This is a genomic window from Paenibacillus glucanolyticus NBRC 15330 (genome assembly GCF_004000885.1).
GTDB lineage: Bacteria > Bacillota > Bacilli > Paenibacillales > Paenibacillaceae > Paenibacillus_AQ > Paenibacillus_AQ glucanolyticus.
Window position 1 is genome coordinate 101,332 of the sequence record NZ_BIMC01000002.1, and the last position, 13,543, is coordinate 114,874.

Genomic DNA, 13,543 nt, shown 5'->3' on the forward strand with positions numbered 1-13,543 from the left:
AAGATTTAAGGTACATTTCGATCCGAAATGACATATGGTATCACTGTAAACCATGAATTTGATAAGAAGGAAGCGGTGGGTTCGTGCAGCAAGCAATCGCAATACTAGACTCGGGTGTGGGCGGGCTGACTGTCGCTAAAGAAGTGATGAGACAGCTCCCGAGAGAGAAGATTATTTATTTCGGAGATACAGCCCGCGCACCCTACGGACCCCGTACGCCGGAAGAAGTCCGATTATTTACGGAGCAAATTGTAGATTATTTAATTCAATATGATCCCAAAATGATTGTTATCGCCTGTAATACAGCAACGGCGGCGGCGCTCGATTATATTTCGTCTAAAGTGTCTGTTCCGGTAATCGGTGTTATTCACCCCGGTGCCAGAGCCGCAATCAGTGCAACCAAGACCGGTAATGTCGGCGTGATCGGCACAACGGGTACCATTGGCAGTGGAGCGTATACAGCGGCTCTGAAACAGCTGTCACCTTATGTCGAGGTGCAGAGCCAAGCCTGCCCTAAGCTGGTGCCGCTCGTCGAACATGGATTATTTCGCTCTAAGGAATCCTTGCAGGTTGTGCAAGAATCCCTGAGAGGCATCAAGGACACGTCCATAGATTGCCTTATCCTGGGCTGCACACATTATCCGTTTCTCAGGAATACCATTCAGACCGTCATGGGTCCGGCTGTCAAGCTGATCAGCTCCGCCGATGAGACAGCACGTGAAGTCAGTACCATTCTGTACGATAAAGGCCAACTCGCAAGCAGTGAGGAAAGCCCGGTGCATCAATTCTTCTGTACAGGAGATCCGGTGATTTTCCAGAGCATCGCTACGGAATGGCTCGGGGATCATATCAAGCGGACGCCGGTTGTTTGGCAAATTACGAAGCTATAATCTATGGTTCATTTCCTTGGGCTTATCAGGAACGATGAAGGTCATCAACATAAGCAGGCCGGACAAGGGATATCACCTTAGCGGTCTGCTTATTCAATTTCACAGCATACATGTTGGACAACCAGCTGCTCATATACATGGAATGGACGCTAATCGAAGCGGCCTTGCCGCGGAAAGGAATCCATTATGCAGCAATATGTCGTACAGAAAGGCGATACGCTTAGGCGCGTGGCGGCCAGATACAGTCTGGCGTTTGAACAGCTGATTACGGCGAATCCATGGGCGGCGCAGCAGCCGTACCTCCAGCAGGGACAAATGTTATATCTTCCTACTTCATTGCGGCGACGGTATGTTATTCAGGAACATGATACCTTTGATAGTATTGCCGCGACCTTTCGTTTTCGGAAGGAAGCTCTGGAAGAGCTGAACCCCGGGTTATCGGCGAACCATCTGCCACAGGGAAAAACGATTGTCCTTCCGGCAACAACGCATAAACATTGGATACGATTATCCGGCGAATATGGACCGCGGGATTTGGAGCGGGATATACAAGAGATGCAGCTGCATTATCCTGCAATCGAGTGGAGTATCATCGGCAGGAGTGTTATGGGCAAACCGATTTATGCAGCTAAAATCGGTAGAGGCCCTAAAAACCTTCACATCAATGCCGCTTTGCATGCCAATGAATGGATGACGAGCCCCTGCCTGATGCGGTTTCTGGAGGAATACGCCCAAGCCTTGACGGAAGGTTCATCGGTCTATTCTAATGAGCCGGATGAGTGGTACCGAAACTATACATTATGGATTGTGCCGATGGCGAATCCGGACGGCGTAGAGCTTGTACAAGAAGGGGTTACGCCTTCTCATCCATATTACGAGCGTCTTATTGAATGGAATAGCGGGCGTGAGGATTTTCGCCGCTGGAAAGCCAATATTAACGGTGTAGATCTGGGAGACCAATTCCCTGCCCACTGGGATGAGGAAGTGGCGCGTAGGGGGAAGGTCAGGCCTTCGCCGCAGGATTATGCGGGAAGCGCACCGTTATGCGAGGCGGAAGCCATCGTGTTGTATCAGCATACCCTGGACATCTCACCGGATCGTGCGATCTCGCTTCATAGTCAGGGGAAAGAGATCTATTGGAATTATCGGGATTACGAGCCGCCGGAAAGCGAGGGTATGGCCAGAACATTGGGTCAGGCAAGCGGTTATCGTCCGGTTAAGCTGCAGGGCAGTGATGCGGGTTACAAAGATTGGTTTATTCAGCATTTTCGGAAGCCGGGTTTCACCGTGGAGATTGGTTATGGCATTAATCCGCTGCCGCTCGAAGATTTCGAAGATCTGTGTGTAGAGGTGGGATCCGTCCTGGCTGCGTTCATGTCTTTGAGATAGGCTGTTTTGAAACGAAAAAGGCACTGCAACGTATAGCATATACAGAGAAAGACGGCCGCTGCTATAATGGATCATGGCAGTGGTCTCTTTTCGCCTATACCGAATGTAAGGGTCTCGAATACCGTGATGCTAAGGTTTTCTTAGAGATTCGTGAATTGGGTAATGATATATAGACATGCAGTTGAAATGGAGGGAAACACCATGAAGTGGAGAAGATTATGGTCGCTTCGGCGCTGGTCGCACGTATTCCAGCGGATATTCGGTTACTTGACCTCTTCCCAGGTTGCGCTAGGGGACAAGCTGTTATTCCTGATTCCGGTTGCGCTGTACTGGGTGCTGCCGGACTTGATGCCTCTGCTGCCGATTGATGATATCGGATTTACGATGCTGCTGATGAACTGGTTTGTATCCCGTGTCGAGCGCAATACCCGAGTCTGCCCAGCTAGATAACAAGGTACCTGCAAGCGTGCCCGATAGGCGGAATTCAGGCTCCGGAATAGACAGGGCCCTTGCGAAAAAGTCGGCTGGGGTCTACAATAACATATTGAATGAACCATCCGTGAGGAGATGAATATACGTGAAATGTAAAATTACCCGCAATGCGGCCAAGGTTATAAAGCGAGAGCTGGACAAGGAAGAGAACACGGGCAAGAAACTTCGCGTCGTGGTTACCCACGCGCATGGAGATCATGCCCATTACGGGCTCGACATGGATACACCTAAGGAAACGGATGTCGTTGTCTCCACAGATAAAGAGATCGACGTCATCTTGGAGGCTGGACAACCCTTCCTGGACGGTGTCAAAATCGACTATCTTTATTTCCCTGAGGAAGGTTTTGTGATTACAAATCCGACCCAAGGCAATCACGGCGACCACTAGGTCACTTCAGAATGAAGAAGGTAATATTCCATGGCTAACGATATCCGCGTTTGCGAGAAATGCAGACACACAAGGTTGAAAACAATGATCCCGAAGATTCAGAAATTGGCCCCGGATGCCGATATTAAGATCGGCTGTAAATCCTATTGCGGTCCATGCGGCAAACGCGCGTTTATTTATATTAACGGCCGCTATGTCAGCGCACCAACAGAGGATGAGGTGCTGGCGAAGGCGTTAGCGTTTGTCAAATAATGATCCATATGCATTCAAGTTGAAGTATTCACGGAAATTCCCATCCTGCGGGTATAGTTCCTGACTCAGCCATCCATGCTAAGAGGGCAACAGGAACCAACAACTATTGAAGGGAGTTTCCGTCATGAACAGTCACGATTCCAGTCTTCATTCCAACAGTCCCAGCAACAGTGCGCTTGATTCCGTGGAGAAGCTGCACCGTGCCGTATCTTCGGCATTGTCGCATCCGACGGACCAGTTAATTCAGCAAGCGGAGAATTCGTTGTCCCACACAGAACGCGCGGTCGATCAGGTGATCGAACAAGGGAATCCGAACGCCGTTGAATTGGCGGAAGAGTTGTTAGGTGAGGAGCAGGAGCGTCTGTCCAAGCTTCGTTCAGCTAAAAAGTAGTTATAAATCCTGTGCAGCCCGTTTAAGAGCCTGTAAGCTCTTGAACGGGTTTTTTAAATTTTTATGAATCAAATATATATCTTAGAAATATATACTTGATTCCGATATATATTTCTGTTAAATTCATGTCATGGATAGAACAAGTCTAATTAAAGGACATTTGGAGATGTGTGTGTTGGCCATTCTGAGCAATGGCAAGAGTTACGGTTACGAGATTATGAAGGAGCTTGAGAAACATCAACTGAAATTGAAGGGAGTAGGCAGCATTTATCCGATCTTGTCGAAGCTGAAAGACCAGAGGTGGGTCACGGATACAAGAGAATTTAGTGATAGTGGTAAGGCCAGAGTGTATTATGAAATAACGCCAAATGGAAGGGTATTTCTGGACAACAAGATTCAGGAATGGCAGGAGCTGCAACAGGATATTCGGTCACTGTTATCAGCGAATGTGCAGCTATATGCAAACGGCGAGGAACGGGAGAGCGGGAGATCATGACACTATCCTATGAAGAAGAACAATTTATAACCATAGTCCGTCAAGAATTGAAAAACTACGATATTACGCCTCATCAGATGGAAGAAATGGTAGCCCAAATTCAGGAACACTTGGAGGCATGCAGGGAGCACGGAGAGATGGGACTTCAAGATTTGGACTCTCCCATTATTTATGTCAGAGACTATGCAGAGGTACAAGGCTTTTCAAGAGTAAGTGACCCCAGTCAATCCACCCCTGCTCCGAAAGACTCCGGAGAGCGAACCAGCACAGGAAGGTTGTGGGGATTTCTGAAGTATCCGCTTATTTTTGCTGCGGTATACGTCATTTGCCAGTTGGCATTTTCCTTCTCATTAACAACGGCATGGGTAAATGGGTATGAGATTACGGGCTTCCATTTACTATATCGGATATCTGATCAGACGTGGTGGAATATGCTTCTGATATTATTCAGCCTTTTGATATCTTCTGTTATTACGCTGGTGGCCTATGTTTATGACAAAAGAAAACATCGACGTCCTTTCCCGGAAACGGAAGCTGGGAGCGTAACATGAGAAAGAAGTGGATGTTTACGATCTTGTCCGTACTGGTATTCCTGTTTCCAACATTCGATCATGCAGTTGAAGCGGAAGATGCACGATTTGGAAAGATTGATCTGTATATGAAAGAGATGATGGAGGAATACAAGATTCCTGGTCTTTCTGTTGCAGTCGTGCAGGATGAGGATATTGTGTTTACGAACAGCTATGGTGTAACTGGGGAGGGCAACGCTGTCAGTTCCAAGACCCCGTTCTTACTCGGATCAATTTCTAAATCCATGACGGCTTTGGGGATTGTTCAACTTTTGGAGTCCGGTCAGGTGGATCTGGATGGGTCTGTTGGAGATTATCTTCCGTGGTTTACGGAGGAAACTTCTCCCGAGGTATCATCGATAACGATAAGACAATTGCTGGCACAAACGAGCGGCTACAGTACATTTACGGGCTTGGAGTATTCCGATGTGGCTGCCAAGGAGGCTTCTACCTTGAAAGAGAATGTTCGTAATCTCTCCAGGGAGAAGCTTAGCAAGGCGCCTGGGGAAGAGCATCAATACAGTAATGCCAATTATATGATTCTGGGTGCTATTCTGGAGGAAGTGTCCGGGCAATCCTATGCTGATTACATGGAGAAGCATGTGTTTGGACCGCTGGGTATGAGCATGGCTGCGGCGGATGAGAAGCGGGCTGCCCAGACCGGATTTGAGAAGGGGTTTCAATCCTGGTTTGGTTATCCTAGAGTAAGCAGTATACCGTATGATAACAGCGGTGCTTCATATGGTTACATCACAGCCAGCATTGACGATATGGCGCGTTATCTCCAGTTTCTGCTTCAGGAGAACGAAGGCTTGATCCGCCGTGAATACAAGGAGCTGTTCCTGTCACCACTGGTCCAGTATAGGACTGATCGTGCCTATGGATTAGGCTGGAGAATAAGTGAGACAGACCAAGGGGAGGCCATGTTATGGCATTCAGGATCAACACCTGAGGCTCGCGCGGAGATCTTTTTTATCCCGGATCGGGGTATGGGTGCCGTCATTCTGAGCAACAAGGACCATATTCTTGAGGAAGCCAGACTAATACAGGTATCAAAAGATCTGAGGAGCATAATTGATGGGCAAGACCCGAAGCCGCTTTCCGTGGGGACCCATCCATTGATTTGGCTGTTAGCAGGAATATGGATCATCTTGATGATCATCGTTGTATGGATGCTTATCATAACGAATAAACGTAGCTTTAAGCTACACCTTGCTCTTCCGTTTAGCTTGATTCTCTTTGTTATTTCAGGTGGTATCATTCCACTGTTTACGAGTTTGTCAAGTTCGCCGTGGAACTCCATCCGTCTTTTTGCACCCGACATTGCCTACTTGACGCTGGGGATCGTTGCCTGCGTTGCAATCATGGGACTCTTGCTCTTGTACGGAGCGCTTGTCAGCTGGAGAAGACGTCAGAAGTCAATATCCCATCGGGCTTGAATTGTGAGCTGTATGGAGCAGCTAGAATAAATGACTTTATGCGCGTGATCAGTTGCTGCAGCATAATAAAAATACCGGCAAAAGTAATACAATTCAAATAAACCATAGCGGTGCTCAGGATGTTACTCACGCCGTTATGGTTTATTTTTTATTGTGGACGCTTGATAAAAGATATGGGCGAGCGAAATCGTTCTGGCTTCCGGGCTTTCTTGCGATCAACCAGCAGGAACGATTCGTACATGGAGCGGCTTCAAACGCAAAAAGGGCTTCCCGCAAGATCTAAGATCTTTTGAGAAACCCTCGTTTTTGCAAAGAGAACAAAGGTAAGGATGCCTGGTCTGGCTGCCTTGTTACTTCGTTTCTACTCCGCCCTGTGTTTTGAATTGCTTCAGCAAATCATACGTTATGACTTGATCCGATATCTTAAGCTGCTTTTGCGTCTCATCATATCCATCACGACATGCCTGGATGTCGGTTGGCTGACGCGTCACCAGATCATAACAGGTTCCACCTTCAAGCCCGGCCGTTTCGGAAGGCAGGTAGAACACCTTTTCATCGGAAAAAGCGCCGCTGCGAAGCGGAATCAGACGCGGCTCCTCATCAAACAAATGACTTCCGATCCAGTAATACGGCTCGCTAGGCACACCCAGCAGATGCAGGATGCTCGGCGTCACGTTCATCATGCCGGCGGCATCTGAATATACTCCCGCATTTTCGCCGTCCGGCAAGCGGATCAGCAGGGGAACCTGGTTCATGATTTGTTCCATGTCGAGCGCGTTCAGCTCCCGTCCGAGGAACTTCTCGTAGTCCGCTTTGTCCTTGATCGAATTGTCGTGGTCGCCGTAGATGATCAGCATGGTGTTATCCCATAATCCTTGCTCTTTCATCTGGTCCACGAACTGGCCGAAAGCTTCGTCAACATAATGGATCGACTGTAAATAATCCCCGAACATCGTGCCTTCAAAAGCACCTGTATCCAGCTTCCGGGCATCCTTCGGCACATAATACGGATGATGGCTCGTTAACGTGATCAGGAAGGAGTAGAAGGGCTGCTTGATGCTGTCCATCTCATTCAGCGATTGCTCCAAAAACGCTTTGTCACTGAGTGACCATCCCAGCACATCGGTCATATCAAAATCTTTTTTGCTGTAAAACCGATCATACTTCATTTCCCGATACATCGTCGTCCGGTTCCAGAAGCTGCTGTCATAGGCGTGGAAAACATTTGCGGCATAGCCCTGTTCCTTCAGAATCTCCGGAAGGGTATCGTATTCACGATCGGCATACCGCGTAAACACGGAACCCGTGGGCAGCGGCAGCAGGGAACTGTGTGTGACAAAGTCCGCATCGGACGTTCTTCCCTGCCCGGTTTGATGATAAAAATTGCTGAAATACATGCTCTCTTTCATCAATCGGTTGAAGTTCGGCGTGATTTCCTGACCCTCGACGGACTGGCCAACGACAAAATTCATGAAGGCTTCCGTCTGAATCGTAATAACATTACTGTTTTTATACTTGCCAAACCAAGCGTCAGAACCGGATGGCTTCATACGTTTGGCATCAAACCAGGCCTTGACCTGATTGACCTCCTCCTCAGCCAGCTTGGGCTGGCCAATCAGGTGATCCCGGCCATATCGGTAAATATCATATCCGTGGAAGCCGATCAGCCCCGTCACGTTATAAAGCGTGATATTCCACCAATTGCCCTCAAACAAGCCTACCGCCCATGTATCCGAAGCTCTTTTGATAGGAACAAAAGTCATGACAAGACCAAGGATGAGAACGAGCGTACCTGTTACCAAACGGCGATTGATCCGCTTGTGACGCTGCTGGCGTTGTTCACCAGGGAACAGGTAACCATTCGTGGTCGATCTCCGTTTGCGGAATACCATGACTGCCGTAAACGGAACGATGATCAGCCAATCCAGGAAAAAGAACAGGTCATACCCGTGAATAAGAGAACGGATGCTGTCTCCGAGGGAGCCGACTTGCCCGGCCTGCAGGAGCACCGGTACCGTGATGAAATCATCGAAGTAACGGTAGTAGATCAAATCGGCGTACAGGATGCCTGTCCACAGCAGATTCAGTAAAGTTAGCGATACAAGCCTGCCTCTTGGCGGAAGCCAAAAGGTCCAGAAGGAGACCAGCAGAAGCGAGCCCACGGCTATGATATAGTCTGCTTGATCGAGCTTCATATTGGAAATATGGAGATGATGATCCAGCAGGATGAGCTTGTACATCATAAGGACAAGGAATAATAAATATCCGGTATATCGGTAATGGAGCCCTTTGGAGGCCCGTCTTCGGATATCAATCCATGAATGGGATGAGAGCAATGGCATATCCTCCTTCACCAGCATTATTCTTTAGATTATAGTTTGGGCCGGCATGAATTCAAACGGAGCCCTCGCAAAAAAAGCCGCCCGTGGGCGGCGATGGAAGTAGGATCATTATATTATTCTGCCGGTTTATTACGCGGCGGCAGGGGACCCAGATATTGATAGTACTGGCATTCAATCCGGCCATTGAACAGCTTGCGGCGCTTGTCTGCCTTGCGGCCGAAGTAATGCTCGAACTGTTTGGTCGGGCTCAGTGCGAAGAAGGACCAGGTCGGAAGCGAGTGCGTCACAGATCCGAGCTGGCGGATCAGACGTTCAACCTCCTCTTTCTCGCTCAATCGTTCCCCATAGGGCGGATTGGTTATAATACATCCGAATTCACCTTCAGGAATGGCCTTGGCTGCAGGAAGAACGTTGAACTCGATTTCTCCGGCGAGACCGGCACTCTTGGCAGACGCCCTGGCGACTTCGATGGCTTTCGGATCGATATCGCTCCCAGCAATCTGCAGCGGAATATCGTCCTTCACAGCGTCAAATGCTTCCTCGCGCGCATCTTCCCAGAGGTCGTTCCCGATGATATCCCAATGCTCGGACGGGAACGAGCGGCGCATGCCGGGAGCGATGTTCCAGGCCAGCATAGCGGCTTCAATCAGAATGGTGCCTGAACCGCAGCACGGGTCATACAGCGGGCGATGCGGTCCCCAGCGGCTCAGCTGCAGCAGAGCGGAAGCCATAGTTTCCTTCAGTGGAGCTTCCGTTACCAGCTTGCGGTAACCGCGTTTATGAAGGGCAGGTCCCGTCGTATCGAGCGTCAGTATGGCGCGATCCTTCAGCAAGGACACTTCAACTACATAACGGGGACCGTCCTCGGGGAACCATTCCGTACGATGCGAGAGCTTCAGCTTCTCCACGATCGCTTTTTTCACGATACCTTGGCAAGCAGGAACGCTGCTAAGCTGCGATTTATGGGATCGGCCTTCCACAGGGAACTCACCATCCGCCGGAATCCATTCTTCCCACGGAAGGGCCTTCGTTCCTTCAAACAGCTCATCAAAGGTGAAAGCCTTGAACTCACCCATTTTGACGAGGATACGATCTGACGTACGGAGCCACAGATTACAGCGGCAAATATCAATCAGGTCACCCGTAAAGGTAACTCTACCATTCTCTACTTCCATGTCCGTGTACCCGAGCTCTTTCAGCTCGCGGGCAACAACGGCTTCAAGCCCCATCGGGGCTGTCGCGATCAATTGTAATCGAGGCATTAACGATGTCAACTCCATTTAACATGTGTACGGCGATAGTCGCCGCCGGTTCAATCTATATAGTATAGGCGATTGCATTGACTAAGACAATTATCATATGATAGATCTCGTTAGGTTTAACGGGAAATAAGGTATGCTACTAAGAAAAAGGAGGCAGCGTCATTGCTTACGACCCCTGATGATTATGTTAACCAATTATATCCTGAAGATGAAGAGCTTCAGCTTGTGATAGAGGCCATTCGCGAACATGGCATGCCCGAGGTTTCGGTGGCACCGGCTTACGGCCGGCTGCTGACCCTGCTCGTACAGACAGCCGGCGCACGGAATATTCTTGAGATCGGTGCGCTTGGCGGATACAGCGGAATCTGTCTGTGCCGCGGGCTTCCTGCTGACGGTAAACTCACTTCACTGGAATTGAAGGAGGAGTACGCGGCGCTTGCGGGCGCTCATCTGGAGAAGGCCGGCTTCAAGGATCGGGTGGAATACCGGATCGGTCCGGCTGCGGATAGCCTGGCGGCTCTGAAGCGGGAAGGGCGGACATTTGATTTTTTCTTTATTGATGCGGATAAGGAGAATTATCCTCTGTACTTGGAATATGCGATGGAGCTTGCAAATCCGGGTGCCCTCATCGCCGGGGATAACTGCTTTTTGCGGGGAAGAACGTTGAATTCGGAGAAAAACGGACCTTCGGTTCAGGCGGTACGCCGTTTTAATGAAATCATTGCCACCGACGAGAGGCTGGTTAGCACGCTGCTGCCTGCCTATGACGGGTTGATCCTTGCACGCGTTAAATGATTAAACACACCATGATGTTGTGTACTGAACGATAAGATGAGCATGGGAAGGAGTGCAGCCATTGGACTGTCGACTGGAAGTCAGATTTGGGCCAGTGTATGAATTCTTTAACAGTATCCACACCTATATGTGTCCGTATGCCGTATGCAAACAGCAGATCCCTGATTTCAGGGAGGTTTCCACAGGTCATTTTGCTGCTTGCCATCTGATCTGATTCATAACAAAGGGGCTGTCCTCGGGTCGATTGTGACCACGGACAGCCCCTTGCAATTTGGAGCGATATTGGAGCGGTGCCATCAGGAATTGTATATCTAACGGTACTTGGGCGAGGGTTTGTCTGAGAACAGCTTCCGCCTCACCCAGATCATGTTGATGATCAGCAGGCAGCCTGAAGTAATAAACAGCCCCTCAATTCCGATGAATCCGGACAAGAACCCGCCGATCACTGCTCCGAGCATGTTGCCAAGCGCAAGTGAGCTTGTGTTGAAGCCGAAGGAGCGGCTTTCCATGCCGTCCGGGGTATAGGAGCGAATCAGCGCGTTGACACTCGGCAATAATCCGCCCATAAAGACCCCCATCATAAACCGTACGATGATGAGCTGCCATACGGACTGCACAAAAGCCTGCGGGATCAGCGTAAGTCCCGTTCCGATCAAGGCATACGTCAAGATCCGGTGTGCCCCGACCTTGTCGCTGAGCTTGCCGAGAATCGGCGAGGCGATCATGTTCGAGAGCCCTGTCACCGCTACAACGAACCCGGCCCATATGGCGATATCAACCGCCGACCCATGCAGCTTCTGAACATACAGCGGAAGCAGCGCCATCGGACTGATCATGGCGAATTGAAGCAGGAACGTGACCGCGAACAAGGACGGCAGCTGCGGAATGTGGCTCAGCTCCTTCAGTCCGGCGATAACCGAAGTCTGAGGTGCCCGGGCCGCCTGCTCACGGTTGAAATTCTCTTCGACGAGGAACAAAGCGAGCAGCGAAGCTGCAAATATCAGTCCGCCCGTAATATAGAAGATTGGCCGGAACCCGACCCAACTGGCCATGAGTCCGCCAATTAATGGACCGAGTATCGTGCCGGCAACTTGTCCGGACTGCATGATGCCCATGGCAAATCCCATCCGGTTCTTTGGCGTGGTCCCCGATACGAGGGAGATAGCCGCCGGGTTAAATCCCGATATGGTACCGTTCAGAAGACGGAGAACGAGCAAATGCCACGGATGGGTGGCAAAGCCCATACACGCAATGACAAGCGCCATGCCGAATCCGGAACGCAGCAGCATCAGTTTACGACCGTACTTGTCCGCGACTTTTCCCCAGATCGGCTGAAAAATGAATGATGTCAGGAAGTTGGCTGCGAATATCAATCCTGCCCATAGTCCTATTTCCCGGTCCCCTACAACATTCAGGTCCTGCGCCAAATACAATGTCAGGAACGGGGTGATCATCGTCATCCCGGAGTTGACCAAAAACTGTCCGAACCAAAGCACAATGAGATTGATTTTCCAATTGGTCAATGTGCCCGTCACTTCCTTTCTAAGCTGTCGAGTCCGGAATGAACCGGACGAATGGAGTCTTACCCTAAAATTGCCGTTCTTCCAGTATAACATATTTGAAAAATGCCAAAAGCTAACAATGTCATAAGATTGTCATGCGATTTTCATAGGATGTCCATGTAAGACGGTTGTTACTTACTTTTAAAAAGGGCATAATGTTCTATAGGAAACTTTATACACTGATGGGGGCCGTAATCATGACCTATAACGATCAATTTATCCGCGCTTGCCGTAAGCAGGAAGTAAGCCATGTTCCTGTGTGGTACATGCGACAAGCGGGACGCTATGACCCGGAGTATCGAAAGATCAAAGAAAAGTACTCCCTTCTGGAAATATGCAGTCAACCGGAGCTGGCGGCTGAAGTAACCTTGATGCCGGTACGGAAGCTCGGTGTGGACGCAGCTATTTTATATTCCGATATTATGAATCCCGTTGCATCGATCGGGGTAGACTTCGATATTGTGAAAAATATCGGGCCTGTGATCGACAATCCGATCCGATCTGCAGCGGACGTAGAGAAGCTTCGCCCTATTGATGTGGAAGGCGATCTTGGACATGTGCTGGAAACAATCCGCATCTTGGACAAGGAGCTTGAAGTACCGCTGATTACATTTGCCGGTGCTCCGTTTACAATTGCCAGCTATCTGATCGAAGGAAGACCATCCAAGAACTATCTGCGTACGAAAGAGCTCATGTACAGCGAGCCGAAGGTATGGTTCTCCCTGATGGATAAACTCGGAGACATGGTGATTGCTTATTTGCGCGCCCACGTAGCGAACGGAGGGAAAGCGTTTCAATTGTTCGACAGCTGGGTGGGGGCCTTGTCCCCGCAGGATTTCCAAACCTTCGTGCTTCCTACCATCAAGCGTATTTTTGCAGAGCTTCAGGATCTGCACGTTCCGAAAATTTATTTTCCTGGCGTAAGCTCAGGAGAGCTGCTGCCTACGCTAACGGATCTCAGCGTTGATGTGATCGGCCTGGATTGGAGAGTGTCAATTGCAGAAGGACGCCGCCGTTTAGAGCATAAATATGCTGTTCAGGGTAACCTGGACCCGACCGTGCTGACCGGACCGATGCCGGTCATTCAGCAGTATGCGAAGGAGATCATCGATCAAGGGATTCAGGAGCCGGGCTTTGTGTTTAATCTAGGGCACGGTTTATTTCCGGAGGCTTCCCTGGAGAAGCTGCGTGAGCTGACATCCTACATCCATGAGTATTCGGCACAGGCACTACAGGCAGGTGCACAACGTTCTTAAAAGGTGAATATTTTATTAGT

At 49.6% G+C, this 13,543-nt stretch carries 15 protein-coding genes; 12 read left to right on the top strand and 3 right to left on the bottom strand.

What is annotated here, in order from left to right; translation table 11 throughout:
• Nucleotides 1–83: 83 nt before the first annotated feature.
• From racE to PGL02S_RS28515, 10 genes are all read left to right on the top strand, one after another.
• Nucleotides 84–890, top strand: a complete 807-nt coding sequence (racE, locus tag PGL02S_RS04205) for a glutamate racemase (RefSeq protein WP_006211738.1) — start codon at nt 84–86, stop codon at nt 888–890.
• Between the two features lie 186 nt (nt 891–1,076).
• Nucleotides 1,077–2,279: a M14 family metallopeptidase gene (locus PGL02S_RS04210; protein ID WP_036641539.1), complete on the top strand. Its 1,203-nt coding sequence runs from the start codon at nt 1,077–1,079 to the stop codon at nt 2,277–2,279.
• Nucleotides 2,280–2,480: 201 nt separating this feature from the next.
• Nucleotides 2,481–2,729: a hypothetical protein gene (locus PGL02S_RS04215; RefSeq protein WP_036641541.1), complete on the top strand. Its 249-nt coding sequence runs from the start codon at nt 2,481–2,483 to the stop codon at nt 2,727–2,729.
• A gap of 127 nt (nt 2,730–2,856) precedes the next feature.
• Nucleotides 2,857–3,159, top strand: coding sequence for a hypothetical protein (locus PGL02S_RS04220; protein ID WP_006211735.1), 303 nt, complete (start codon nt 2,857–2,859; stop codon nt 3,157–3,159).
• 30 nt (nt 3,160–3,189) lie between these two features.
• The gene (locus tag PGL02S_RS04225; RefSeq protein WP_036641544.1) at nt 3,190–3,411 is read left to right on the top strand and encodes a YuzB family protein; all 222 of its coding nucleotides are present in this window, start codon (nt 3,190–3,192) and stop codon (nt 3,409–3,411) included.
• Nucleotides 3,412–3,535: 124 nt separating this feature from the next.
• Complete coding sequence (locus PGL02S_RS04230; RefSeq protein WP_006211733.1) at nt 3,536–3,802, top strand: hypothetical protein; 267 nt, start codon at nt 3,536–3,538, stop codon at nt 3,800–3,802.
• Nucleotides 3,803–3,932: 130 nt separating this feature from the next.
• Nucleotides 3,933–4,298 (top strand): PadR family transcriptional regulator, encoded by a 366-nt coding sequence (locus tag PGL02S_RS04235; protein ID WP_051449253.1) that lies wholly within the window; start codon nt 3,933–3,935, stop codon nt 4,296–4,298.
• A complete protein-coding gene (locus PGL02S_RS04240) occupies nt 4,295–4,849 on the top strand; it encodes a hypothetical protein (protein ID WP_006211731.1) in 555 nt (184 codons plus the stop codon). The genes PGL02S_RS04235 and PGL02S_RS04240 overlap by 4 nt, the downstream gene beginning before the upstream one ends.
• Nucleotides 4,846–6,306, top strand: coding sequence for a serine hydrolase domain-containing protein (locus PGL02S_RS04245; RefSeq protein ID WP_051449254.1), 1,461 nt, complete (start codon nt 4,846–4,848; stop codon nt 6,304–6,306). The genes PGL02S_RS04240 and PGL02S_RS04245 overlap by 4 nt, the downstream gene beginning before the upstream one ends.
• 52 nt (nt 6,307–6,358) lie before the next feature.
• Nucleotides 6,359–6,589 (top strand): hypothetical protein, encoded by a 231-nt coding sequence (locus PGL02S_RS28515; RefSeq protein ID WP_155984617.1) that lies wholly within the window; start codon nt 6,359–6,361, stop codon nt 6,587–6,589.
• Nucleotides 6,590–6,656: 67 nt separating this feature from the next.
• Here the strand turns inward: PGL02S_RS28515 and PGL02S_RS04250 are convergent, their stop codons facing one another.
• On the bottom strand, nt 6,657–8,642 hold the full coding sequence (locus PGL02S_RS04250; protein ID WP_036641546.1) for an LTA synthase family protein: 1,986 nt from the start codon (nt 8,640–8,642) through the stop codon (nt 6,657–6,659).
• A gap of 119 nt (nt 8,643–8,761) precedes the next feature.
• The gene (locus PGL02S_RS04255; protein ID WP_006211727.1) at nt 8,762–9,910 is read right to left on the bottom strand and encodes a THUMP domain-containing class I SAM-dependent RNA methyltransferase; all 1,149 of its coding nucleotides are present in this window, start codon (nt 9,908–9,910) and stop codon (nt 8,762–8,764) included.
• Nucleotides 9,911–10,072: 162 nt separating this feature from the next.
• Here PGL02S_RS04255 and PGL02S_RS04260 point away from each other — a divergent pair, with 162 nt between their 5' ends.
• Nucleotides 10,073–10,705 carry an O-methyltransferase gene (locus tag PGL02S_RS04260; protein WP_036641548.1) on the top strand — a complete coding sequence of 211 codons (633 nt, stop codon included), beginning with the start codon at nt 10,073–10,075 and terminating at the stop codon, nt 10,703–10,705.
• A gap of 311 nt (nt 10,706–11,016) precedes the next feature.
• Here the strand turns inward: PGL02S_RS04260 and PGL02S_RS04265 are convergent, their stop codons facing one another.
• A complete protein-coding gene (locus PGL02S_RS04265) occupies nt 11,017–12,228 on the bottom strand; it encodes an MFS transporter (protein ID WP_036641549.1) in 1,212 nt (403 codons plus the stop codon).
• 236 nt (nt 12,229–12,464) lie between these two features.
• On the opposite strand from PGL02S_RS04265, the gene hemE reads away from it, so the two are divergent.
• On the top strand, nt 12,465–13,523 hold the full coding sequence (hemE, locus tag PGL02S_RS04270; RefSeq protein WP_036641552.1) for a uroporphyrinogen decarboxylase: 1,059 nt from the start codon (nt 12,465–12,467) through the stop codon (nt 13,521–13,523).
• Nucleotides 13,524–13,543: the final 20 nt, after the last annotated feature.